The sequence below is a fragment of the Bacteroides timonensis genome (assembly GCF_000513195.1).
Lineage (GTDB): Bacteria > Bacteroidota > Bacteroidia > Bacteroidales > Bacteroidaceae > Bacteroides > Bacteroides timonensis.
The window spans coordinates 1-25,117 of record NZ_CBVI010000048.1 but is presented as its reverse complement, the minus strand read 5'-3'; the positions used below and the strand labels follow the sequence as shown (position 1 = coordinate 25,117).

19 protein-coding genes are annotated in these 25,117 nt (G+C 41.8%); 2 read left to right on the top strand and 17 right to left on the bottom strand.

Annotated elements, in window-relative coordinates; genetic code table 11:
- Window positions 1–16: 16 nt before the first annotated feature.
- Window positions 17–4,591 carry a translocation/assembly module TamB domain-containing protein gene (locus BN161_RS10395; protein ID WP_044265688.1) on the bottom strand — a complete coding sequence of 1,525 codons (4,575 nt, stop codon included), beginning with the start codon at window positions 4,589–4,591 and terminating at the stop codon, window positions 17–19.
- Between the two features lie 825 nt (window positions 4,592–5,416).
- Between BN161_RS10395 and BN161_RS10390 the strand changes: the two genes are divergently transcribed.
- Entirely contained in the window at window positions 5,417–6,679 is a 1,263-nt protein-coding gene (locus tag BN161_RS10390) for a transglutaminase domain-containing protein (protein ID WP_244436468.1), read from the top strand.
- Here the strand turns inward: BN161_RS10390 and BN161_RS10385 are convergent.
- From BN161_RS10385 to BN161_RS10370, 4 genes are all read right to left on the bottom strand, one after another.
- Entirely contained in the window at window positions 6,663–8,957 is a 2,295-nt protein-coding gene (locus BN161_RS10385) for an ATP-binding response regulator (RefSeq protein ID WP_044265685.1), read from the bottom strand. The genes BN161_RS10390 and BN161_RS10385 overlap by 17 nt on opposite strands.
- Complete coding sequence (locus BN161_RS10380) at window positions 8,954–10,294, bottom strand: MATE family efflux transporter (RefSeq protein ID WP_044265682.1); 1,341 nt, start codon at window positions 10,292–10,294, stop codon at window positions 8,954–8,956. Before BN161_RS10380 ends, BN161_RS10385 begins: the two co-directional genes overlap by 4 nt.
- Window positions 10,291–11,526: a M16 family metallopeptidase gene (locus BN161_RS10375; protein WP_044265679.1), complete on the bottom strand. Its 1,236-nt coding sequence runs from the start codon at window positions 11,524–11,526 to the stop codon at window positions 10,291–10,293. The genes BN161_RS10380 and BN161_RS10375 overlap by 4 nt, the downstream gene beginning before the upstream one ends.
- A 331-nt stretch (window positions 11,527–11,857) precedes the next feature.
- Window positions 11,858–12,697 (bottom strand): peptidylprolyl isomerase, encoded by an 840-nt coding sequence (locus BN161_RS10370; RefSeq protein ID WP_044265676.1) that lies wholly within the window; start codon window positions 12,695–12,697, stop codon window positions 11,858–11,860.
- A gap of 91 nt (window positions 12,698–12,788) precedes the next feature.
- On the opposite strand from BN161_RS10370, the gene BN161_RS10365 reads away from it, so the two are divergent.
- Complete coding sequence (locus BN161_RS10365; RefSeq protein WP_044265674.1) at window positions 12,789–14,147, top strand: sigma-54-dependent transcriptional regulator; 1,359 nt, start codon at window positions 12,789–12,791, stop codon at window positions 14,145–14,147.
- Window positions 14,148–14,905: 758 nt separating this feature from the next.
- Here BN161_RS10365 and BN161_RS10360 read toward each other — a convergent pair.
- The 12 genes from BN161_RS10360 to BN161_RS10310 all read right to left on the bottom strand — a co-directional run.
- Window positions 14,906–16,141, bottom strand: coding sequence for a TIGR04157 family glycosyltransferase (locus BN161_RS10360; protein WP_044265672.1), 1,236 nt, complete (start codon window positions 16,139–16,141; stop codon window positions 14,906–14,908).
- The gene (locus BN161_RS10355) at window positions 16,131–16,829 is read right to left on the bottom strand and encodes a lanthionine synthetase LanC family protein (RefSeq protein ID WP_044265670.1); all 699 of its coding nucleotides are present in this window, start codon (window positions 16,827–16,829) and stop codon (window positions 16,131–16,133) included. Before BN161_RS10355 ends, BN161_RS10360 begins: the two co-directional genes overlap by 11 nt.
- Window positions 16,826–18,124, bottom strand: coding sequence for an HlyD family secretion protein (locus BN161_RS10350; RefSeq protein WP_044265667.1), 1,299 nt, complete (start codon window positions 18,122–18,124; stop codon window positions 16,826–16,828). The genes BN161_RS10355 and BN161_RS10350 overlap by 4 nt, the downstream gene beginning before the upstream one ends.
- Window positions 18,124–20,334 (bottom strand): peptidase domain-containing ABC transporter, encoded by a 2,211-nt coding sequence (locus BN161_RS10345; protein WP_044265665.1) that lies wholly within the window; start codon window positions 20,332–20,334, stop codon window positions 18,124–18,126. Before BN161_RS10345 ends, BN161_RS10350 begins: the two co-directional genes overlap by 1 nt.
- A 15-nt stretch (window positions 20,335–20,349) precedes the next feature.
- A complete protein-coding gene (locus BN161_RS29130; RefSeq protein ID WP_081743673.1) occupies window positions 20,350–21,441 on the bottom strand; it encodes a TlpA disulfide reductase family protein in 1,092 nt (363 codons plus the stop codon).
- Entirely contained in the window at window positions 21,438–21,716 is a 279-nt protein-coding gene (locus BN161_RS10335) for a hypothetical protein (protein WP_044265663.1), read from the bottom strand. The genes BN161_RS29130 and BN161_RS10335 overlap by 4 nt, the downstream gene beginning before the upstream one ends.
- Before the next feature lie 16 nt (window positions 21,717–21,732).
- Entirely contained in the window at window positions 21,733–21,798 is a 66-nt protein-coding gene (locus BN161_RS29415) for a TIGR04149 family rSAM-modified RiPP (protein ID WP_074435120.1), read from the bottom strand.
- A 31-nt stretch (window positions 21,799–21,829) separates the two neighbouring features.
- Window positions 21,830–22,180: a hypothetical protein gene (locus BN161_RS10330; protein ID WP_044265661.1), complete on the bottom strand. Its 351-nt coding sequence runs from the start codon at window positions 22,178–22,180 to the stop codon at window positions 21,830–21,832.
- The gene (locus BN161_RS10325; RefSeq protein WP_044265658.1) at window positions 22,177–23,388 is read right to left on the bottom strand and encodes a vitamin K epoxide reductase family protein; all 1,212 of its coding nucleotides are present in this window, start codon (window positions 23,386–23,388) and stop codon (window positions 22,177–22,179) included. Before BN161_RS10325 ends, BN161_RS10330 begins: the two co-directional genes overlap by 4 nt.
- 2 nt (window positions 23,389–23,390) lie before the next feature.
- A complete protein-coding gene (locus tag BN161_RS10320; protein ID WP_044265655.1) occupies window positions 23,391–24,488 on the bottom strand; it encodes a TlpA disulfide reductase family protein in 1,098 nt (365 codons plus the stop codon).
- Window positions 24,485–24,763, bottom strand: a complete 279-nt coding sequence (locus tag BN161_RS10315) for a hypothetical protein (RefSeq protein WP_044265653.1) — start codon at window positions 24,761–24,763, stop codon at window positions 24,485–24,487. Before BN161_RS10315 ends, BN161_RS10320 begins: the two co-directional genes overlap by 4 nt.
- Before the next feature lie 86 nt (window positions 24,764–24,849).
- Window positions 24,850–25,117 (bottom strand): TIGR04149 family rSAM-modified RiPP (locus BN161_RS10310; RefSeq protein WP_244436467.1); only part of this gene is annotated, 268 nt, incomplete at its 5' end.

Sequence of the window (25,117 nt, the reverse complement as noted above, 5' to 3'; positions counted from 1 at the left end):
TCTTATTTCTTTTACACTATTCGCTCACAGGTTCTACTTTCTTCTTTCTCTTGAATATGAACAGCTCACTCAGGCGGTCCATCTTACGGCGAAGCACAAGGCCGACACCTGTCTCGGTTATCTCACCATCGAGCACACTTTCATAGTTTTTGTTATGGAACACGCGGACATAGCGTGTACCACTATTATCCAAACGATATTCCAAAGAAATATTATCGATGAATGATTCTACGTCATTCGTTGCATTAGCGCCACTGGATACTTTTCCACCGATTACAATCTGTATACGATCATTGAAGAAACGCTGAGAGTAGCGGAAACTATAGTCCGTCTGTTTATCACCCGTTTCAGCAGCGGTACGGTCTTCAATGCCGACACTGAGAGAAGCGTTCTTCAGATTTCCAGTCAGCGCATTAATCTGACTTTGCAGCACGCTGTTCAGTGCGGACCCCATAGTTAAACCACCACCTTTTCCGCTGTTATAAAGATACATACCTGTGGCAAGCATGGTAATGGCTTGTTTGCTTCGTTCATCGGCACTCATTCCTGCCAGTTCACCCTGTACGGTGGCATCATCGGGAGCACTCAGATTAAAGCACAAATCAGGGTTCTCCAAACGGTTCTTGATGCTGATGGAAACGTCGAAGTTCACCATGCGCGAACCGCCGTCATCGCCATCGGATACAGAAGCGCGGACACGTTCCGTAGCAGTCAGGTTGAGTGAAGGGTTCATCGGATTACCCGTCCAGTCCACATAACTTCCATTGACAAACTGGAACTCTTTCAACGGGATAACGGGCAGGGCATATTTCATCATACCACCTATCAACGTATAGCGACCGGACAATGTGAGATCGCCTTGCGGAGTATATTGCAAATTCAGGTCACCTCCACCTTCCAGCTCCACACGGCTACTGCGGTCGGGGCTAAGATCAGCACGCAAACGTACGGCATCATCGATGTGCACAGACATCAACATGTCCATACCGCCGAGCGACATGGTGGGGACCTCAGCTGCCTGTACCGAAGTAGTATCCGTAAAGGAAGTGAACGTGACAAGTTCACCCAAACGGTCTTCTACAGTCAGAGGAGAGTCAGTCAACACATAGGTCACATCTGTGTTACCCAGCAGATTCATGTTTCCACGCATGGTCAGTCCATCCAGCGGACCACGTACAGTGGCATTCAAATCTACGAAGATTTTGCCGTAAATCATACTTTCCTTGGTACGGGGAGCATCAAGCAAAGTGTAGTTCTGTGCACGCAGGTTCAACTTCGCCGTCGGGTTTTCCATATTGCGGAAGTCTACGTTCCCGTCTATCGTAAAGGGATTCCGGCTGGTGGTGTATATGGCAAACTTATTAAAGATAAGTTGATTATTCTCTATCTTCAACGGACGATTGTCAAACCAGTAACGTGCACCTGCCTGACGGGCATAGACGGATACACTGTCCAGTGAGAGGTCACCGCTCAGTTTAGGCTTCTCCATGGCACCGCTGATATAGAGTCCGCCGTCGATGTCACCGGTAAAGGCAACTACCTGATCGGGCATGAAAGCATTGGCAAGCGAGAGTGGGAAATGCTCAAAAGTAGTGTTGACTTCAACCGAATCGCGCCCGTTCTTCTGGGTCAAGACGGCATCAGCGGTCATTACCTCCTGATCTCCCGAACGGAAGTAGGCATTCAGATAGTGCGTACCTTTATCACCCGGAAGCCAGGTGGCACCCAATCCGATGTTACCTACCGGCTGGCGTTCGTAAGTCAGTTTTTCCACGCCGGCCTCAGCGGAAACTTGCAATGAGGTTGCGGTCTGTATATAGTTGGCTTCTGCCGAGAAAAGTCCCGTGATGCGGGGCATATATGGCAGAATACCGCTCAGTTTATCCAGGCGGAAACGTATGAGTTCCAAATTGATATTCTGCAAGGAAACGGTGTCGGAACGGTCGGACTGCATGCGGAAGCAAAGTCCATCGTCGCTGTCCATATCCACATTGGCATAAACGCGCATATTCTTATGCAAGTAAATCCAGTCGCTGTTATCCACAAAGCGGAACTTCTGGAAAGCGATAATAGGCTCGGCAGGTGTCAAGCGGAAAGCAATACCATTACCCCTACCCCGGCCCTCTATCAAAGGACGGGCATTGATACCCAGATCGAGTCCGGTATCTCCCTTCGCATCCACATAATTCAAAGTCAGTTCGGCATCTTCATTACGGATTTCACCCGTCAGCGTACTGCGGAAGACAAACTGCGGGTTCTTCGGACCATTAATGACACCACCCTGCAACTTCATACGTGCAGTATCCTGGCTGATAGCGAAGAAAATAGTATCCAGTTGCAGGGAGTCCATACGCAAACCATGTATAGCAGTACGCCCATTGATACCTCGCCGGGGGGTAGTGCCGAAACGCAACACAAAATCATCAAAAGAAATATCCTTAGTTGCCAGGAAATAGCCGACAGGGTTCTGTTTGCCGGCTTTCAGTTGCATACCGGCTGAGGGCAGCGCTTTCCGTAATTCTGCATGATCGAGTTGCCTCAATTCTATCTGCCTGGTAAGAAGCGTAGAAAAGGCAGTACCTTGTTCCAGCAATTTCTTCAATGTGCTGCGGGCACGGAACTGGAAGTCGAGATCGCCTGCATTCATGCTCATCTTGATAGAGTCATGGCGTGCTTCGGCACCGAGAGTGAAAGCGAAAGGATGCTTCAATGGCTTGGGAGAGATTCCTAACTCATGTAAACCGACATTCTCCACATTCATAGCCACCTTGCCATCCAGGTATTTACGGTCAAGACGCATATCGGCATCCGCCCGCATCTTCAGCAGGGCATTGTCGCTCGTCATGCGTACAGTGGCAAGAGCGGATTTCAATCCGGCTGTCAGGTCAATACCGGAAATATTCCTGTGCCCGTATTGTAATTCGCCGAGAGAAGCTTGTACAGCCGCCACGGTACGGTGGTTGGCGGGATCGAATCCTTTTCCTTTAGCGGCAACCTTAGCCGAAAGGGTATAGATAGAATCTTTAGGTAGGAAGTGGTGTACTTGCAGGGCATCCACATGAAGGTCTGCCTGATAGGCTTCAGTGGCAGTGTTATAGTGCGCCAACAAGCTCAATAGCCCTTCACGTTCTTTCAGCTTAAGCGTAGCGTCATACTTAGGTCCATCCATGCCAAGACGTGCTGCCAAATGCATACTATCCGGCACTACTATGGAGCCATCCGGGGTGACGCCTGTCAGTCCGGTAAGGAAATTCAGATTTTGTGTCCGGATATCGAAGTCAATGCTTCCGTTGCGCGTCAGACTGTCGGTAAGATTCCAAATCTCGCCTCCTCCATTTAAGGTGAAAGCACCCGGCAGATCGATGTTGAAGCGGGAAATCTGCATCTGCTTGAAGTTACCTTCCGTACCGGCACGGATAGTAAGGGGGCGGAAAGGATATGCATCCTTGAATGTATCAGGCAAATCACCTGCAAAGAGCATCACATCCTGCTTGCCGATGCGGGCATTGAAACGGGCGGAGAGTCGTCCGGAAGTGGGAATTTCCACCAGTTCCCAATAAGTCTGGGCCGTGAAATCCATTTCACTGTGTGGGGTAAGCAATTTTAAGGAAGGCACCTGAATGACTGTGGAATCAGCATATACCCGTCCCGTCAGTGAAGTGACGCTCAGACCGGAACGCTCGTTCATGGAGAATTCCCGGATAACGGCATTGATATTCCGTCCATGATAAAGCACGGAGTCCACCCCAATACGAATATCCCGCAAGGCGATGTGCGAAGCATCAAATCCGGAAGCAGGTTTCACACCGGTGCTATCAGTAACTGCAAGACTACCGGTATCTATCAGGCTATTAATGGCACTGAGCAATTGGCTGCCCGTGTCATAGTTCACCGTAGTACCGCTCAATTCAAATTTCTTCAGACCGTACATCTGTCCGCCCAGGTCAGCAACCGCATCATCTACCTCCGCATCGTCCAGACGGGCAGCAAGACGCATGGAATCCAGCGGCATTTGCAAATCAACGGAAACGTTTTTCAGTGCCAACTTGTGCAGGGCTACTTTCCAATTAAGGGCGGTAGTCGCGGTGTCCGGTTCGGCAGTGGTAGTATCGTTCATCACAACGAGCATGTGGGTATCACTCAATTCCACACGATTGATGACGGCATCCTCTTTCTTCAGGTCCATGCCATGGCTTTCAAGGAAGAAACGTCCCAGTACACCACGTATGCGGATACCCTCTATCAGATCGGCAGAGTTCAGGAAAACTCCGTTCACGGTTACCTCGTCCACTTCTACTTGTCCGCGTATCAACGGCCATGCCTGCACGCGCACGTTCAGGCTTTCCAGGGCCAGCAGAGTATCAGGAGTTTGAATGACCTGCACACCACGTACCAAAAGGTTCAGCGGAAAGCGGAGGTCGATGCGTTCCACAGATATATCCATACCTGTTGCCTCAGATGCGATGGCAGTAGCTTGCTTCCGTATCAGGTTCTGTACGGGAGGGATATAAAGCAATACCATCAGTATTGCAAATAATAGGATAGGGGTCAGTAGTATCCACACTACCCATTTTAACCATTTTCTTCTCATTAGGACGTCAATCGATAGTCAGTGTTTAAATCGTTACAAAGTAAACAAATTCTAACGACATTTAGTTGATGCAAAAGATAAAAAGGCTATTTATTCCACTATCCGGCACTCTATACAGTGGGGGTTCGCTATGCGAATCAGTAGTTGGAATAGATTCATGAGGGAAAAGAAGCGGGTTTGAATCAAATGGGTACGCATCGTCCGCGTATCTATTGATTCATTACTGAGCAGATATGAAACTTTTATTGCGGTTACCCTAATCGACATGTAAATGTCGCATTTTTTCATCTCTGCATCCTTTTACCCAAAGCCGGAGCATCAACGCCCCAAATCACCTCTACAGCACCTTCTGAGAGGGGGGGTAAGGAAAGGTAACGACTTTGGGGTAGGAAAGGTAACGACTGAGGCACCCAAAGGTAACGACTGAGGCTGGCAAAGGTAACGACTTTCCCTAACACAGGTTTTCGGAAGGTTTCAAAGCAAGTGAAGCACTCTCTTTTGTACTATTTAATCATTAAGAAATAAAGCTGTTTTTAATAGATTGATCCTTTTCAGACATTTATTCATTTTTGTATGGTTATGAACTAAATGATAATTTAGCGAAATGAAGAACTAAGAATGAAGAATGAAGAATTACCTTGCGGCATGCTTGCATAGCGCAGCCAAATTCTTCATTCATCATTCATCATTCTTCATTAAATTATCATTTACCTCATTTCTATACCGTTATAAATAGAGCACAAAATACCCCTTTGCATATATTTTTCAACATTTACCCTTGCCGTTTATCAATAAATCCCTTACCTTTGCTTCTATCAAATAGATATGACAAGTATGTTCCGGCAATCAACAAACAGGCTCACGGTATGGCTATTCGTCCTCTGCCTCCTTTTTCCTTTCTGCAAATTGTCTTCCGCATGGCGTAATGCCGCCACGCAGGATAAGGCTTTTTCAACTTCAGCTGTATCAAAAGCATCTCCTGACAGCATAATGCCTGAACGCCTTACGTTTCCCGATTCCGTGGCACTTGCAGCACCCGAAGCTGCCGGAAGGAGCGTTTCTTCTCTTGTGGCTTACCTGAAACAGTATCTCAGCACAGACGACCAACTGGCACGCGCCATCTATACCTGGGTTTCAAGCAATATTAAATACAATGTGTACATAACTTATACCTCGCGCAGCGAGGAAGCAAACGAAACGAAAGAAATACAAAAGATACTATCCGAACGCAAAGGTATCTGTCAGGATTACGCATTGCTTTTTAAAGCACTGGTGAAGGAAGCGGGAATGGACGCTTATGCTATTGATGGCTATAACCGCAGAGACGGTGCCTTATTGCCCGACCCACATGAATGGTGCGCAGCCAAAGTAAGCGGGAAATGGTATATGTTCGACCCTACATGGGGCGCGGGATTTGTGGAAAACTACCAGTTCATTCCTTCCCCGAATCATCGTTTCTGCAAGCTGTTGCCGGATACATTGCTGAAAACACACATGCCTTTCGATCCGATGTTCCAGTTCCGCGAACGTCCACTGAGCTATGAAGAGTTTGATACAGGAGTTGTAGATGAACAACACTCCGTACCGGTGTTCTATTGGGCGGATACATTGGCGCTATATGCACGGCAGGATACACTGGAAAGGCTGGTAAGTGTCAGACAGCGCATGTTATCGAACGGACGAAGCAATGATTTGGTCTATTATATGCTGGAACTTACGAGTAACAACATCCGCATCGCCGGCTACCAGAAGATTCTGAATGCTTACAATATGGCAATGGATTTACAGGGAAAAGCTACGGATGCCATCAATGAATTCGTCCGTTACCGGAATAAGGCGTTTGAGCCCCTGAAACCGGATGCGGAAATTCAGGCGATGGTAGATGTCCCCGAGGAATTGATAAACCGGGCAGATAGCGCAATCAATAGTATCCACACCGCACCGGAAAGATATAGGGAACCCATCCTGAAGTTACGGGATCAGATAATGGAAGTGGCAACAACCATATATAAACATAAACTTTTTCTGAGGCAGTACTTTAAGCTACCGGCCAAGCAGAGGAAAGGGATGTTTAAGCAGACGAAATAAAAAGGAAGGCTTGTTCAAGTATATCTCCTATCAATCTTAGGGCAGCAAGCGATTTCTCTTTTATATTTTCATCAAAAGGTACTCCACGTGAGGCTTCAAGCTCTTTCAATAAAGTAACAAGATCATTGGCTCCCAACAAAGTAAACAAAGGAAGCATCTTGTGGCCCATAGCGGCAATGCCATCTGTGTCTTCTGTTTCCAATGCCTGTCGCAAGCGATCAACATTCAGGCGTGTTTCTGTGACGAAACTTTCCAGTATGGATTTTGCCGCGTCCGGATCATCACCGGAAAAAGCGGTAAGGGCGGAAAAATTCAAGGTAGAAGAAGGGGCGGCATCAACAGTAGCAATATCCGCTTGCAGCACACCAATCTCTGCAAGCAATTCATTCACCGTAAACGGCTTATGCAGACTTCCGGCAAAACCATGTTGCAGAAACTCCTCACGCTTCATATCACTACGGGCGGTAACGGCAATCACCGGAATAGTCTTGGCTTGCGGGATATTCGAAGCACGCAGCAGTCTCAGCAAATCGAAACCATTCATGGCAGGCATTTGCACATCGGTCAGCAGCACATCGAAAGTATCAGTACGGAGGGCTTCCAAAAGTTCATCCAGTTGCAGGCAGGTTACGGAAGTAATACCACTCTGTGCAAGCATGGCGGCAGTGAGAGTAAGCTGAATGCGGTCATCATCAATCAAGAGAATATGCAATGCGGGTATCTGAGTTTGTGAGTCCTCACTTGATTGTTCATTCAAGGCGGAAGTATCATTATCCAATGCCACCGGATACAAAGGTACCCGTAACGTGAATGTGCTCCCCTTTCCGAGCACGCTGTCCACCTCAATACGTCCCTCCAGCAGTTGTACCAGCATACGAACAATGGACAGTCCCAGTCCGAAGCCCTCCTCTCCCTGTGCTCCGGGCAGACGGGTGAATTCCTGGAAAATACGCTCACGGTCACCAGGCTCCATACCCTTTCCCGTATCGATAACAGAGAGTTTCAAATGGTTACCGGGAAAAACGGAATCGCCTTTCGGCACAAAAGAGGCAGTCAGCGTAATGCCACCCTCCGAAGTAAACTTCACTGCATTAGAGAGCAGGTTATTGACAATCTGGCGTAAGCGCAATGGATCACTGATAAAAGCTCCTTTCAGTTCCGGATCTATCTCACACTTCAAAGACAATCCTTTGGCAGAAGTCAGTGGTTCGAAGCTGACATAGATTTCTTCCAGCAAGCGTGCAGGATGGAAAGTAACACGATTTATCTCAGCTTTATTCAAGTCGAGGCGATGAAAGTCGAGCAAATCGGTAACGAGCTTCAGCAGGTGTTCCGAAGAAGTTTTCATGTTGTCGAGATAGAAGCGTTGCCTCCCGTCAACGGTGAGCCGGGAAAGCAAGTCGGCATATCCCATGATGGAACCCAAGGGAGCCTTGAAATCGTGGGTAATAGCAAGCATCAACTTTTCGCGGGAGGCAAGCAACTCTTCGGCAAAACGATTGGCTTCTTCCAATTGATGCCGATAACGGTTACTACGGGTGACATCCCTCCAGATCATGACAAGAAAGATAACGGACAGCACAACAGCCCCGGCAGCAATACCCGAAATAATCGTTGCAGAACGATGCCGGACAGCTTTCTGATACTCAGCTTCTTCGCGGGCACGCATCAGGGTTTCCTGTTCATATCCTTTCAAAAGACTATCAATACGAGCACTCAGTGCATGATCAAGACGTTGCAAAGTTCGCTTACGACGCTGCATCACACTATTGGTAGCCTTCTTCTGTCGGGCAACAGTGCGCAGCTTCGCATGCAGGGAATCAACCGGATTATAAGCATCGAGTACAGTATCCGTAGCAACTTCAAGGGTTGTTTGCACCTGCACAGCAGAATCTTTGCGTGGTGGGACGAAGACTTCTCCCAAACGGCGGAAGAAGCCTTTCTTCTTAGGTTGTGTCACAACCGTATCGCGGCGGGCAATAACCCGGCGTTGTACACGTTGCTGGGTAATAATAGTATCCTGTTCGGCAATAATCTGTTCCACCTCGCGGGCGGAAATCATGCTGTCATTGGCTTCGCTCAGTGTGCGCAGCAGGCGGACGGTATTAGCATCCTTTTCCCTCAAAAGCCCTATCAGACTGTCCGTACGCAGAATATCACTATTATCCGAACTCATAAGATTCTCCATTTCCCGGTGCACGAAGAACAGGGAATAAAGCAGGACTGCCAGCAGGACAGCATAACCGGCAGCTATCTTCTTCTTGGAGACATTATTCATTTATCTTTCGTTTTATAGCGGAAACGCAACCAAAGCATAATACCCGCACTAGTCAGTCCGAACGGGAAGGCCATCCATACACCGACCGTACCCCAGCCCAGCACGAAACCGCATAAGTATCCTACAGGCAAAGATATAACAAAATAAGAAATAAATGCAATGAACATCATCGGTTTTACGTCTGCAATACCACGCAGGGCATTGGCAAAGCTGATTTGCAGTCCGTCACCAAACTGATAAACCAGGAATGGCAGGAACAGAGAAGATACCATGGCAGAAACCTCCACGCTATCCGTAAACCAGCCCCCGACCTGATTGCGCAACAGAAACACAATACTCAGAAGCACCACCGCCATTGCCATGATCAGGTGATAACCGGCATATGCCGAACGGCGGACATTCACCATATCGTTCTGGCCCTTGAAGTTACTGACACGAACGGCAATCGCCGCCCCCATTCCATAGAACATCATAAAGGTAAACTGAGAAATAGTAAGCATAATCTGATGCGATGCCAAAGCAATGGTTCCCAGCCAACCGACCATAATCGTGCTGAGGCTGAATGAAGCCGTCTCCATGCCCATCTGCAAACCGACAGGCCACCCAAGTCCATTCAATTTCCTGAACATCTGTTTCGACCATCCCAAGCGGAAGAACCCTACTTTATATCTCAGGAACCTCCGACTACGAAAAACAATCCATGCAAAAGCAATAACCATGACGATGCGTGAGAACAGGGTACTGATACCCGCACCGAGCAATCCCCATTCCGGGAAACCGAACTTTCCGTAAATCAGCACATAATTGCCGACAATATTCAGCGCATTTCCACCAAGAAGCACCCACATGGCAGTCTGCGTTTGAGTAATGCCATCCGTAAATTGCTTAAAGCCATTGAACAGCATGACAAATACCAGGGATGCAAGTAGAACCAGAAAATAAGGTTTTATCAAGGGAATCAGTTCCTCGGGTTGTCCCATGTATTCCACACAGAAATAGACGACAGTCATGATAAGCGTCAGCAACAGTGCTACCAACACATTGGCAAGCAGACTTGAACGCAAAGCTTGTCCGGCCTCCATGAAACGACGGTTACCATAGAACTCGCCCACCACAGGCGTCAGCCCATAAGAGAATCCGGTACTGAAAATAATGCAAAGTGTAAAAAGATTGTTGGTGAAAGAAGCTGCAGCCAACTCGACCGTACTGTGATGTCCCACCATCAGAGTATCGGCAAATCCGAGAACAATGACCCCCATCTGGCCGATAACAATGGGAAGTCCTAAGTAAAAGAGGGCTTTATAGTGCCCCTTGTATGTAGCGATTAATCTATTCATTTATCTTTCTCATAATATAACACCACCGAGTTTTCCTCACGGAAAGTCTCTTGTGCAACTGCCTTCAACTGCTCTGCCGTCACTGTACGATACCGTTCTACCTCATGGTCTATATCCTCCGCCTGTCCGGTCAATTCGAACCATGCCAGATTTGTAGCTACATTCAGGTAATTGATATTCCCGAATATCTGGGTGGATTCAAACTTATTCTTTACTTTCTCCAGTTCCTGTTCTTCTATCGCCACTTGCTGCAACTCCTGCAACTCTTTGCGTACAGCGGCCTCAGCCTGTTCCAGTGACACTCCGGCTGACGGTTTTCCGCTAATATGCAGCAATCCCGCATCACGCGTTCCCGAAATATAAGCATCTATGCCGGAGAACAATTTCTGTTCCTGCACCAACCGACGGTTCAAGCGACTGGAACGTCCGTTACTAAGGATATCTGAAAGGATGTCAAAAGCATAATAGTCAGGATGCTCGCGACTACACATGTGATAAGCCATAAACAGCGCATCCAGGGGAACAGGACGTTTCACCACCTGCCTGCGTTCCGCTGTTTGTACGGGTTCCTGCGGCAATTGTCGCACAGGCACATTCCTGCGGGGAATCGGACCGAACCATTTTTCTGTCAATCGAACAGCTTCTTCCCACGATATATTTCCGGTAACGGCAAGCACGGCATTATTAGGTGCATAAAAACGGTAGAAGAATGATTTCACTTCCTCCAGTGTAGCGTGTTCGATGTGCGATAAATCCTTCCCGATGGTAGGCCAGCGATACGGATGCACCTCGTAAGCCAACGGACGGATAAGATGCCCCACATCTCCGTAAGGCTGGTTCAGACAACGCTGTTTGAACTCCTCCATGACCACACCGCGCTGCACTTCAAGGCTTTGTTCACTGAATGCCAGTTCCATCATACGGTCGGACTCCAGCCAGAAGCCAATCTCTACATTCGACTTGGGAACGGCGAGGTAATAGTTCGTAATGTCATTGTTCGTCCAGGCATTGTTTTCGCCACCTGCCGACTGCAAAGGAGCATCATAGTCGGGTATATTCACAGAACCGCCAAACATCAGATGTTCAAACAGATGGGCAAAGCCGGTATGTTCGGGATCTTCGTCCCGGGCACCTACATCATAGACGATGTTCAGTGCTACCATCTGAGTACTGAGATCCTGGTAATGCACCAGTCGCAGACCATTAGGGAGAATATGTTTATTGATTTTCATAAAATAGAGATTGTAACTTATCGGAGAAAGGAATTTCTTTCTGTAGGGTTATGAGCTGAATGATCATTCCAATATTTAAGTAAATAGAGTATCTCGATATTGAGTAAATAGAGTATCTCAATTCCCCTCCTCCAGTTGGAGGAGGGGTGCCCGAAGGGCGGGGTGGTAGGTAAAGCAAGAAATACCTATGAACCATATACCTAAGGAATTCTTTGCTCACCTACCACCTCCCCCTTCGGGTACTCCTCCTCCCAAGAGGAGGAGAATTGAGGTAGTATTACTTGACCATTTGGCTCATTTCTTTTCCGCTTTGAACTAATTTCACCAACAGTTAGTCCAATACTACCACCTTTTTAATCTTCACATCCTCTTCCGGGCGGTCGCTACGATCCGTTTTTACCTGCTGTATTTTATCTACTATATCCATGCCTTCGATCACTTCGCCGAACACAGTATATTCACCATCCAAGTGCGGAGTACCACCTACCGTAGTATAAGCCTTCACCTGCTCCGGTGTGAAGTGGAATTCCGGTTGCTTGGCAACTTCCGCCTCAGCCTGTGCAAACAAGCTATCCTGCAAGTTCATCAGACCATCCTGGTCATTTTCCTTACGCATCTTATAGATTTCCTTCATGTGCTTCTGTGCCAAAGCATTGAACACAGTAGTCAGACGATTCTGGTTCATCTGGTTCTCCATCCCCAGCAACGTAGTATCATTATACACTTTACCCGTCACAATGTAGAACTGGCAACCCGATGATTCCTTCTTCGGATTCACATTGTCACCCTGACGCGCAGCCGACAATGCACCTTTCTTATGGAAATACTTCGGATAAACAAACTCAGCCGGAATAGTATAACCTACATCACCTGCACCCAGCATCTTTCCTTTCGGAGCATTCTTTGACTCAGGGTCGCCTGCCTGTATCATAAAATCCTTGATGACACGGTGGAACAATGTACCTTCGTATGTACCCTCTTCCACCAGTTTGATGAAGTTATCACGATGTTGCGGTGTCTCATTATACAGTTTCACGATAATGTCACCCGCAGTTGTTTCAATCTTCAATTTAGTTTCCTGATCCATGTTTCTATCTTTCTTTTGTCCCGATTGGCAGGCTGTAACGCTGCAAATCAGTATGGTTAATAATACGATGAAATTTCTCTTCATAACGCTTTTTATTTAAATTAAGTTTGCAAATATACGATTTTCAGACAAATCGGTTTACCTTTGTGTCTTAAAAGAGACAAAAGATAAGGCAATGAAATCTATACTCATCGTTGAAGACGACATTACTTACGGTATGATGCTGAAGACCTGGTTAGGCAAAAAAGGCTTTCAGGTAGCTTCCGTCAGCAGTATCGCCCGCGCCCAGAAACATTTGGAAACAGAGGGTGCCGACTTGATTTTGTCCGACCTGCGTCTGCCCGACAAGGACGGCATCGATCTGTTGAAGTGGTTGGGAGAACAAGGCCTGTCCGTTCCGCTCATCATGATGACAAGCTATGCTGATATACAATCGGCGGTGCAAGCCATGAAATTAGGTGCCAGCGACTACGTTGCCAAGCCTGTAAATCCGGACGAGCTTCTGAAGAAAATCAGTGAGGCTGTGAAACAACCCGCTGCTTCCCCCAAACAAACCATCAGTTCCGGAAAAGGAGAAAGTACCCATCAGAAAAATGCAGGCGGCGCTCCGTCTTCCGACTATCTGGAAGGAGAAAGTGATGCTGCCAAGCAACTTTATAATTATGTAAGACTGGTTGCCCCCACCACAATGTCGGTATTGATCAATGGTGCCAGCGGAACGGGTAAAGAGTATGTAGCCCACCGTATCCATCAACTCAGCAAGCGTGCCGGACAGCCCTTCGTCGCCATCGACTGTGGCTCCATCCCTAAAGAACTTGCCGCATCGGAGTTCTTCGGACACGTGAAAGGTTCATTCACCGGAGCATTGACAGACAAAACAGGAGCCTTTGTTGCAGCCAACGGAGGAACCATCTTCCTCGATGAAATAGGTAATCTCAGCTACGAAGTCCAGATACAACTACTACGTGCCTTGCAGGAACGAAAAATACGTCCGGTAGGTTCCAATAAAGAAATCACTGTAGATGTTCGTTTGGTTTCCGCAACAAATGAAGATTTGGAACAAGCCATTGAGAAAGGAACTTTCCGTCAGGATCTGTTCCACCGTATCAATGAATTCACCCTGCGCATGCCCGAACTCAAGGACCGGAGGGAAGACATCCTTCTCTTTGCCAACTTCTTCCTCGACCAAGCCAACCGGGAACTGGACAAACAGTTAATCGGATTCGATGATGCAGCATCCAGAGCATTGCTGGAATATCACTGGCCGGGAAATCTGCGACAGATGAAGAATGTGGTACGACGCGCCACCCTATTGGCACAAGACCAACTTATCACGCTGAAAGAACTAACCGAATTGCAGCAAGTCGCTCATCCCCATGTAGGTTTGCCATTGCGTAATGAAGAGACAGAAAAGCATCAGATTATCGAAGCACTGCGGCAAACGGGAAATAATAAAAGCCGGGCGGCACAACTGCTGGGCATAGATCGTAAAACATTATACAATAAGCTGAAACTTTACAATATAGAGAATTAACAAACCGGCTTTTCAGCTTGCAGTTCTTTCAGCCTCTCCGAATCCCGTTATTCATCGGGTTTCCGGCTGAAACTACTTTTCTCTTTTCGCCACTTCATACACATTTCCGTATTCCGTATGTTTCCTTTTCAGTCCTGCCCAATCCCTCTATTTTTTCTTCTTTCAAAAGGTATAGTCAACCGGTGACAGGGAAAAGAGAAAACTTAGTCAACCCGAGATAGGAATAATGAAGAAGAAGGTCAAACGCTGCTAGGGTTAGTAAACTTTCAAGTCAACCTGTAGCAGTCATTAGAAACAAACAAGTCAACCAGTATCAGGGAAGTACAATCAGTATTTGTCCGAAGCGCAACCTCATAAGTGAACGAATGGAGTTGTTCGATTGAATGACTCTAGTAGTTCATGTGAACAACTGGAGTAGTTCGATTAAACAACTGGAGTAGTTCACTTACAAATAAGCACCTTTGACACAATAACCAAGGATATTAAACACATTAAGTAATAGGATGAGCGTAAGGCTGCATGCGGACTCTATCTACCACCCATACCACGCGACACGTAGAAGTGAAGTGGTGAAAAGGAAAAAGTTGTTTCAGCCGGAATACCGATGAACAGGGAATTTCGGAAGAGGCTGAAAGAACGGAATCTTCTTATTGTTACCTCAGATACTCAAATCCAAAGCGGCAATGCAAGCGATCTTTCTGAAGGACTTTCCTTGAATATCATCATAAAGCAATTATTACAATCTTATTTCAGAGAATTTAGTTCAGTAATGCTTCATATACTGACATCATTTTCTTTTTAAACACTTCAAGAGCATAATTTTCTAAAAAACGTTTTCTGGCCTTTCTCCCTAATTGTAGTGCAAGCGTCTTAGAATCCAGTAGCTTTATAATTTGCTCTGAAAGCACTTTAACATCCGGACTACGTTTTCTTTTAATACGCCTTATCGGAGACTTTAGACCGGAAACACCATCAATAACAAGTTCGCTAAGTCCACTGGTATCAGTAACAACCAATGGTAAAGCATGCATCATCATTTCAATAGCCACCAATCCGAATTCCTCATGAATAGAACAAACTACGCCAACATTAGCAATTGTATAAAGTCCATATAACTGCTTTTTATCAATTCTCCCCGTGAATGTGATTCTTGACCAACATTTTTTTGTTCCCCTGAGGCATTCATTAAAATCACCATCCCCTGCAATAATCAACCGACTTTTAGGATAATCAACCAATACACGTTCAAAAGCTTTAATAAGAAAAGGAACTCCTTTTATTTCATCAAGCCTCCCAGCAAATATAATGACTTGCTCATCATCCTCTATATGATATTTTTGCCGTAAAGTCTTCTCTTTCCCTCTTTTAAGATAACAATCCGCTATTCCATTGTTGATTACACAAGCCTTAGAAGTACCAATACAATTTAACTCCTGTAATGCTTTTAATGTATGTTGCGCAACACAAATAATCAGATCACACCGCTTCATCATCATCTTATACTCCTTTATTTCATCTACTATTTGTTTCTCCAACTGAGTAAGTTTACTTCTCTTTTTATCCATTATGCGCTTCAATAAAACAAAATCGCCTAACAGACTGAAACTCCAGTTAGTATAGTGTACAGTCAATACAATATGGCATTTAAAAAGGTGCTTCAAATATTTTACAAGATTATTATCAGGCAGAAAATTCAAATGGAAAATAATTCTGGTATCGCTGTCCTCTGTTATAAGTGTTTTGAGTAAGTAAGCTACATTACGCGAATAATATTGTAAGCATGCAGCAATATTACTATAAGGTGTAGGTATTGATATTTGTTGATATCCACCTTTCTCTATAATCGTCGTTTCCAAACAATCAGCATAAAGATGTATCACACAAAAGTCCATTTTAAAAGACAACAAGCAATCCACCAGCTGCTTCACATAAGTTCCGATTCCATAAGCCATTGCTCTACTGGCCTTCTCTAATATATATATTTTACTTTTCATGATTCTCTAATATCAATTTGAGTGCAATGCCTGTATATCCATTTTTGCGAATACCTATTTCTCTATGAGTATTGAACAATGTTTTTGAAGTATAAGTCGTTTTATCTACTATTATCTCTAATATTGTGTCCCGATCATCTATAACTTCTCCATCCCATATTTTAGACAACTTATTTACCAGCATCCCTGCTTCTTCATCTCCTTTATTCTGCTTCAATGCGCAAATCAAACTATTGATATATTCTTTGCTTATGAGTTCATGGGAATTTATTCTTTTATAATATCTACTCATTACATAATAAGCAATTCCTTTCAGTCCATCTTCCAATGAAAAATCCTTAATACGAGTAACATCCTTCTCTAAAATTTTTAAATCAAGTTCCCCCAAAACTTCATCCCTATCAGCCTTCACAAAATCATTTTGTATCAGATATTCAATTCCCCAGGCAATTCCACACAGTCCCCTAGCAAAACCGATTGAAGCCGATTGAGCAATCTCTTTATAAATCTCATCCAGAAGATATCCTCCCAATTCTTCATATAACTTGCTACCCGTCTGTCTCGCATAAAGATAGAAAAAGATACAGATTCCCATTTTTCCATCTAACAGTCCTAAATTTCTAGTAAAACTAGCATTCAATATTAAATGATAAATAATTCGATTCAATATTTCCGGTTTTTGGCTCATAAATTTTCTTTTAATACTTTTTTTATCGGTAAGAGAAATCTCTCTAAAAGAGACAAATCATCCGTTATTATTTCTGCTTTTCCTTCCATTTCCAATAAATATGGTAATTCCTTATTATAAGATGTAATAAGTCCTTTGGGTAATAGAATCTCAACTATATATATTTTTTTCTTTTCTATTTCTGACGGTACTAAAGAAATATTTTTCACCATCCCTTTAACAATTCCAAATTCAGTGTTAGGAAAATTATCAAAACCAATATTTACAGTTTGTCCTATTTTCACTTTACCGGAACGTTCTGCAGGCAGTAGCGCCTTCCCCATTAAAAAGCCTTTTTCATCTGGTACAATATTGAAGATTGGCTCTCCGGAAGTAATGTTCTGATTTATACTCCAATATTGTGTAAAAGTGATTTTTCCAGATATGGGTGCCATTATAACATAACTTAATTCCCAATTTTGAATTTCAGTGATTAACTGTGTGATGTAGTTATTCACTTGGGTCTCTAAATTATTTTTCTTTTCTGAATATTGAAATTCCATATCTGACAAAGACTCACACATCTGCATTGTTTGCAATTGCATATTGTTTAAAGTTGCATATATATTTTCTAAAGACAGTTTTCTTTGTAGATAATTATTATAACTATTCTCTAAATTTTCTTCTGACAACAATCTCTGTACAAACAAAGTGGAATCCCTTCTATATTGTTTTTGTCCTATTTCAAATTGCTCTTCGACAAGTATCTTCTGACGTAGTATATCTTGATATGATACTTTATATTGCTCTATTTTTTCTTGCACCCATTTAATTTTTAGAAAATAATATTGTTCCCTTTTAAATCGTATATATTCTGAAAGAGTAAGATAAAACGAGGAATAAAGAGCCTGTAAGTTACCAACTTCCAACCCTTTAGTAGGCAAAAAATTAATAGTATCCAATGAATTGATTGACAAAAGATACTTTTTCAAATACAATACGTCATGAGGTTTTGCACTATTTTCAATAACAGCCAAATAGCTTCCCTCATCGATATGCTGATTATCATTAATATATAAATGTTGTATTCTTCCAGAGGATTTCGCAACTATACTTATTGCAGGATTTGTGCTCGTTAAAACTACTGAAGATGTAATAACATCTGGATATTTAAAAAATGCACTGCCTGATAGGATAACAACCACAATTATAGCGGTTAAAATAATGCCGCGACGCAAAATCCAGGCAGGCACCTCTCCAAGAATATCCTGTACTTCTTCACTTCTTAATTCTATATTATCAGTATCTTCAGACATTACACACCTAATTCTAATTGATTTTTTATCAAAGTATAGTAGCTCCCCTTCAAACTGATGAGTTGTTTGTGTGTACCTTGTTCTACTATTTTTCCTTTGTTAAGAACTATTATATGATCTGCATTTTGCACAGTACTAAGTCTATGTGCAACTACAACCACCGTCTTTCCGACATAGAAATTCATTAAATTATCAAGAATCACACGTTCATTATTGGCGTCCAAAGAATTAGTAGCCTCATCAAAGAAAAGATATTCCGGATTCTTATAAACCGCACGGGCAATTAACAAACGTTGCTTTTGCCCCTGACTAATTCCATTTCCTTCCATACCTATTTTAGTATTATATTTAAGCGGAAGTGATTCTATAAATTCTCTAATATTAGCAATTTCCACAGCTTGTAGCAGCCTCTTCTTGTCAATACTTTCTTCTCCAATTGCTATATTATTGGCAATAGTATCTGAAAAGATAAAACTATCTTGCAGAACGGCTCCCAAACGTGCACGCCAAAGATGCGGATTTATGTCATCAAGGGAAATATCCTGTATTTTTATATTTCCTTTCAGTGGCGAATAGAAACCTAACAAAAGTTTTATAATGGTTGTTTTTCCACTACCACTAGCACCAACAATTGCCGTAACTTTGTTTTGAGGAATTTCAAGAGTCACATTATCCAACACATAATCTCTATCTGCTCCATCATATGTGAAACTGACATTTTCCAGTTTTATACTCTTATTATCCGGTAATTGGTTTATTTTTTCGGTGATATTGAACTCCTCGTCTTCCTTATTATGCACCTCATTTAAACGTTCAAGACTTATTTTGGCATCTTGCAGAGATTGGGTAAAACCTATGACTTCGCCAATAGGAGCAGAAAGCTGACCAATAATATAACTGATTGACATCATCATTCCTAATGTGATATCCCCATCAATAACAGCTTTCGCCGCTAAAAAAGAAATAAGCAAAGAAGTTATTTGGTTAAAAAAAAGCGAGCCTACTTGTTGATACTGCCCTAATGCTACCCCCTTCATGCTGATTCTAAACAATTTAACCTGTATCCTTTCCCATTTCCAACGCTGTTGCCTTTCACAATTATTCAGTTTTATATCTTGCATACCCGTTATCATATGATACAGATTCCCCTGTTCTGCAGCAGCTTGTGCAAAACGATTACTATCCAGAATCCTACGATAACGAAGGAAGAGCATAATCCACGCAATATAAAGTGAATTACCTAAAATAAATACACCTAATATAGGTAAGTTATAATATGCCAAAATAAATGCAAAGATAAAAAAGTTTGCAAATGAGAATAGAGTAGACAAAGTTGAACCAGTCAGAAAAGATTCAATCCTTCCGTGGTCGCCAATACGTTGCATTATATCGCCGATGTTTTTTGTATCGAAATAGCGTATGGGTAGCTTCATTAATTTCGACAAAAAATCGGAGATAAGCGTTATATTAATACGAGTATTTACATGGAGAGTTATCCAACTTCGAATAAAATTTACGCCAAGTTGAGTTACAGACAGTATAAGTTGCGCTATGAGCGTCAGGGTTACAAAGCTCAAATTAGCATTTCCAATACCTTGATCTACCATTGCCTGAGTAAGAAAAGGAAATATCAGTTGAAAGAGGCTTCCAAGTAACATTCCAATTATCAATTGTGCAATCTGTGATTTATAAGGTATTAGATATTTCACATAATAATAGAGATTCTTTTTACCCTGTTGATAGTCATCTTCATGCTGATAGAATTCCGGCGAAGGAGTCAACAAAAGTACAGTTCCGATATTTTTTCCATCCACTTTAGTACTAAGCCAATGTTTTAAAAAAACATCTTCACTGATTACCATCTTATCTCTGGCCGGATCAGAGATTTTAATTTTATATTCGCCCTTCTGAGTTCTTTTTATGCCATAACAAACCACAAAATGATTCTGATTCCAATGTAAAATGCAGGGAAGGGGAGTCTCCCTGCTTAATTGTTCAAAATCAGTCTTTACACCTAAAGTACGAAAGCCTATACTTTCCGCCGCATCACTAATTCCCAACATAGAAACACCCATACGCGTAATATAACATCTTTCACGTAAGGTCTGCAATGAATATTTACGGCCATAATACTGAGCTATCATCCGCAAACAAGAGGGACCACAATCCATTGCATCCAATTGGGAGTAATGTGGAAAAGCTTTTCTCATTCTTACATACTAATTTTACTTCACTTTTAGCAATGCTTCCAGAATTACATCCAAGAGGAATCCCATCACTGAACTTTGCACTATCTTCCCATCCTGATCTATTAGAATACCATGGGGAATTCCTTTAAAGGCATACAATTCTGTGGCTTTAGAATTAGCCGGTAATACAAATTGCTTCCATGGCATATCCGCCTTATCCATTGCAAGATTCCAACTCTCATTACTTGTATCCATAGATATACTCAATATCTCCAAGCCCTTATCTTTATATTTCTCGTATGTCCGCTTTATCTTAGGAATATCCGCTATGCACGGACCGCACCATGAAGCCCAGAAATCAATAAAAAGAAATTTGGAATGTCCGACATATTCAGATAACCACTTTCGTTCTCCCTCAGGGGTTATTAATTCGATATCTATGAATTTTTCCTGCTGCATGTGTCTTCTTCGCTCATCTTCGTCTTTCGCTCTTTTTGCCCGGAACAAATCCTGATCAGTCAACCATGGGTTGTGTTTATACCGCTTCTCAATATAATCATGGACACTTACAATTAAATCATAGTTAGAAATTTCTGATTTATATTCAAGAATAAGCTTCTGTCCGGCAACATTCAAACAATTATCTTTCATCATCTCATACAAAAGAGAATCTGCTTGTTCAAAATACCGTGTTGACAAAACATAATTCCCCTCATCTTGAGTAGTCCAAGCCAAATGTGCCACTTTCCTATACGCCTGCACCAAGGAATTATATAAATCATTATAAGTACTATGAGCAACTGAAGTGGTATCCATAACGACTTCAATAGTACCACGCTCTAAAACTAATTCAAGGGACAGAATATCCAAACTATCATTACCGATTGTAAGTACCGCAAAGTCTTTAAGGTTCTCAGCACCATCAAAATGAAACTTGCCATTTTCTACCTTCACCGAATCTACGGAAAGAAGTAAAGTATCACCTTGCAAATGAAATAATTTAATATATTCATTATTATATCTATCAGTTATATTTCCTTCTATACAATACATTCCTTTTTCCGGAGATTCTTGCGAAGAAGCAAACGCGCTTATAAAGGAAAGAAATAAGACTAACAACTGTTTCATTTATCCTCCGCCTTTCTTGTACGACAAACGACTGTCGGAACTCTATATTTTCCACCGGAGCGAAGAATAGCATCCCTTACTGATTCATACCTTGCAACAGCTTCAATATCTTCAAGATGGTCTATCACATATTGCCTACTGACTATTTTATTATCTACAATATAAGTATATCCATCAGGATTTTCAATCTTCTTAGTTTCAGTTGAATCAGTAGGAATAGCGGCATAGCAGAGACTTGAAAGGCAACACAATGCGATAAAAAAGAATGTTCTCATAAGCTATATCCGTTTTCTACTTCATCTCTTGTTCACTCATTTCACTGAAATTATTCAGCTTTAGTTTTCCTAACTTTTTCATAACTTCTCTTTTTAAAATCAACAATTATAAATTACATTTCAATACGCAAATCTTTAAAGAAGATCAAATCTTCTATTTTATACACATCAGGTAATTCGTAACCACTGATTAGGATGGTTGGGGTTGCCATAAGTTTTGTCTCTTTTTTCCATTCCTCGTGCAACCTAAACTCTCGATCTACAGCAGGCGCATTAATATCATATTGATATTTATTAAAAAAATCAGTTGTATTATACTTCCCGCCATTAAACCATAAGTCATAAATTTCTTCCGAATTTTCTATTGTATTATTTTGGTAAGCACTTATCAGAAATTTATTACTTGGATTCAAATCCTCACCAAACGAACTGAAAATATATTGAATGCAAACCTTGTCCTTCATTTTTTTTGTAATTCTCGTAATCGTTTGTGCATTCTCCCACAAGGTTCACAATGAGGATTACTAAATACACTAATAAGTAAATCTGCATTAGGATTACCAAATATAATTTGCGATGTAGATTTACTTACCGGAAACTTCGCTTGCTTTTTTAACAAAGTAGCAAAAACCTCTTCTTGCATTTTCAAACTTTCCAGTTCATATTTAGCACCTCTTTTTTTATTAAAATCAGAAATAGCAGACATAGCCAGATGGATGCACATAAAAGGTATCACATAAATAGCCGCAACATATACTATTTCATTCAAGCGGATTACCGGTATGAATATATATCCACAGACAACATCCACAATTAGTATCCCTAAAAACAATGCCTGAACTAACAAACAAAGAGGACACCATTGCTTTACTTTCATTTTTTGAAACCAGATACTCCAAAAGGCATAAGGTATAGTACACAAATTCAACAAAGCTACATGTACTACATATTGAGGAGTAAAAAGCAATATAAACATATTCGAGATAAAATAGCCTAAGCCAATTTCACTCCAACTAATTAGTCCCCATAGCCTTGCAGCCTTAGAATCCAAAACATTATTACAGTCACTCTTACTAAACAGAGAACATAATTTATCAGCATACCTGCTATTAAAGTCCAATTGTTTCTTTGCAAGCAAATGTCCTATATATATTCCAACAATATTCAGCAAAAAAAGTAAATTAGCGCCTACACTATAGGATACATTCTGCCAATAAAACAATAAACATAGCATCATGACAGAATATCCCAACACTATTTGTACCCCTGTATGCCATAAATCTTTCCTCTTATTCTCTCCATAATTAGGTTCTCCGGAAGTCTCGTCAGGTTCTGCAATCAATGCAATACCATCCCATACTTTGACAAATTCATTATAGGTTGATTTTATATCCACTCCTCGCCATATATAGAATATTTTCTCGTCTGTCTTTCCGTAAACATTTACAAAATCATGATTTATATGAGCGATATAAGGAGGCACTAATTCTTTAACAGCCTCATCCTTTGTCTGGGTACGAACACCTTTATTAGCAATTCCATAATCATTCAACATCATGGATAATCCCAACATACTATATTTATAGGGATGTTCTTCGTAATATTTATAAGAAAAGCCTGTATATTTAAGTTTGGCATTATCTAAAAAGACAGTAAATATATTAGACTTCATATTTATTTCAAGCCTTCTTTTAACAAAAATTCCTCTAAACTTTGAGCATGGAGTCCAACTGCTATAATCGTTCCTTCTGAATCTAATAGTATACCATAAGGTATACCATATATTTGATAAGCTTTCGCTAAATCCGAATTGGTGCCATTCACTTCTATAAGCTGTTCCCAAGGCATTTTCAGTTTCTTCAACGCACTTTTCCATGCCGTTTTATTACCATCAAATGAAATTGCCAAAACATTTAACTTATCCTTATACTTTTCGTACACCTTTTTAAGATGAGGTATATCTGCACGGCAGGGACCACACCAAGATGCCCAGAAATCAATAAAAAGCAAACGTGATTTTCCTACATATTCAGATATTGACCTTTTCACAGCAAGCGTGTCTTGTAATATAAAATCAAGATATTGAGTATTAACCATATTCCCTTGTTTCTTCGTAGATGCAGTCTGTTTATCCAAAAGTTCCTTAAACTTCTTGATATCAGCTTGTGTTACCAAAGAATTATTTTTTTGTAAGGCTTCTAATTGTTCATAGAGTTTAACTAGGTTTTCAAGTGGCCAAATCGCTGATTTATTATCTGCAATAAATCTTCGCCCCACTAAATTCAATCTATTTTCTACCGTCGCATTATATATGAATTTCTGATAATCGTCGTGCGCTTTATCTCTTTCAATGTCTATCGTATCACTTTTTATCATTAAGTCATACCATACTCTACAAAGCCGTGTTACTTCACTATTCAATGAATTGCGCAAATCATTAAGAGGTGTTCCGGATGCAACAAAAGCAGTATCCATATATACACGTATATCTCCCTCTTCCAGAACAACTTCCACTGATTTTATGTATGGATATTTCCCTATAGTAACAATGGCAAACTCGTCAACATTAGCTTTACCCTTAAAAGTGAATTTACCCTTTTGAACTTTTGCAGAGTCAATAGAAGTGATCAAAGTATCTCCTTGAAATTGGAACAATTTGACATATTTTCCATTATAGTCATTATTTAGGATTCCGTTTATATGGTATTTTCCCTGTGAGCATACCAAGATAAAAGGGAAAAGAAACATCGTTAAAATTATTATTCTTTTCATTCGTTTCCTCCCTCCTCTTTACGAGTGCGAAACATGTAAAATGGGGTTCTATATTCTCCCGCTGTTGTAAATACAGCTTCACGCACTGTATCAGCAGTAGTAACCCATTCTATTTCATTCCAATGGTCAAACATATATTTTGCAGTAATAACTTTATCGTCCAGAATAAATATATATTTAGTAGTATCAACAACATTTTCAGAGTTATCTGCATAACATTTCACCGAAAATACGGCAAACAGTAATATGACAAAAATTGATTTCATTTTATACATGCAATTATGTTTTACAAAGCCGTATCTTTCTTTTCTAAAAGAAATACGGCTCTAATTTAAATGAGAATATGCAAAATGCTACTACATTAAGAGCAGAAGCACGCTACAATTTTTTTTGTCATAAAATCTTTTTGGGGTGTACAAGTTTGAGAGATCAACGTTGATGTTCCATATGAAGTTCCATATTTAGGAGGACACACTCCATCACATGCATATAAACTCTCCTCACACTTTTTTTTAGCACTTGGATCGAATTGTCCACCTACCACAAACTTCATTTCCTGTTCACTCATTTCACTGAAATTGTTCAGCTTTAATTTTCCTAATTTTCTCATGGATTCATAAATTAATGAA

Coding starts and splice junctions, on each gene's coding strand:
- BN161_RS10325 (WP_044265658.1), bottom strand. CDS start 23,388: ATGAAGTCTAATATATTTACTGTCTTTTTAGATAATGCCAAACTTAAA.
- BN161_RS10335 (WP_044265663.1), bottom strand. CDS start 21,716: ATGAGAACATTCTTTTTTATCGCATTGTGTTGCCTTTCAAGTCTCTGC.
- BN161_RS10390 (WP_244436468.1), top strand. CDS start 5,417: ATGACAAGTATGTTCCGGCAATCAACAAACAGGCTCACGGTATGGCTA.
- BN161_RS10370 (WP_044265676.1), bottom strand. CDS start 12,697: ATGAAGAGAAATTTCATCGTATTATTAACCATACTGATTTGCAGCGTT.
- BN161_RS10315 (WP_044265653.1), bottom strand. CDS start 24,763: ATGTATAAAATGAAATCAATTTTTGTCATATTACTGTTTGCCGTATTT.
- BN161_RS10330 (WP_044265661.1), bottom strand. CDS start 22,180: ATGAAGGACAAGGTTTGCATTCAATATATTTTCAGTTCGTTTGGTGAG.
- BN161_RS10350 (WP_044265667.1), bottom strand. CDS start 18,124: ATGTCTGAAGATACTGATAATATAGAATTAAGAAGTGAAGAAGTACAG.
- BN161_RS29130 (WP_081743673.1), bottom strand. CDS start 21,441: ATGAAACAGTTGTTAGTCTTATTTCTTTCCTTTATAAGCGCGTTTGCT.
- BN161_RS10365 (WP_044265674.1), top strand. CDS start 12,789: ATGAAATCTATACTCATCGTTGAAGACGACATTACTTACGGTATGATG.
- BN161_RS10375 (WP_044265679.1), bottom strand. CDS start 11,526: ATGAAAATCAATAAACATATTCTCCCTAATGGTCTGCGACTGGTGCAT.
- BN161_RS10320 (WP_044265655.1), bottom strand. CDS start 24,488: ATGAAAAGAATAATAATTTTAACGATGTTTCTTTTCCCTTTTATCTTG.
- BN161_RS10360 (WP_044265672.1), bottom strand. CDS start 16,141: ATGAAAAGTAAAATATATATATTAGAGAAGGCCAGTAGAGCAATGGCT.
- BN161_RS10355 (WP_044265670.1), bottom strand. CDS start 16,829: ATGAGCCAAAAACCGGAAATATTGAATCGAATTATTTATCATTTAATA.
- BN161_RS10385 (WP_044265685.1), bottom strand. CDS start 8,957: ATGAATAATGTCTCCAAGAAGAAGATAGCTGCCGGTTATGCTGTCCTG.
- BN161_RS10345 (WP_044265665.1), bottom strand. CDS start 20,334: ATGAGAAAAGCTTTTCCACATTACTCCCAATTGGATGCAATGGATTGT.
- BN161_RS10395 (WP_044265688.1), bottom strand. CDS start 4,591: ATGAGAAGAAAATGGTTAAAATGGGTAGTGTGGATACTACTGACCCCT.
- BN161_RS10380 (WP_044265682.1), bottom strand. CDS start 10,294: ATGAATAGATTAATCGCTACATACAAGGGGCACTATAAAGCCCTCTTT.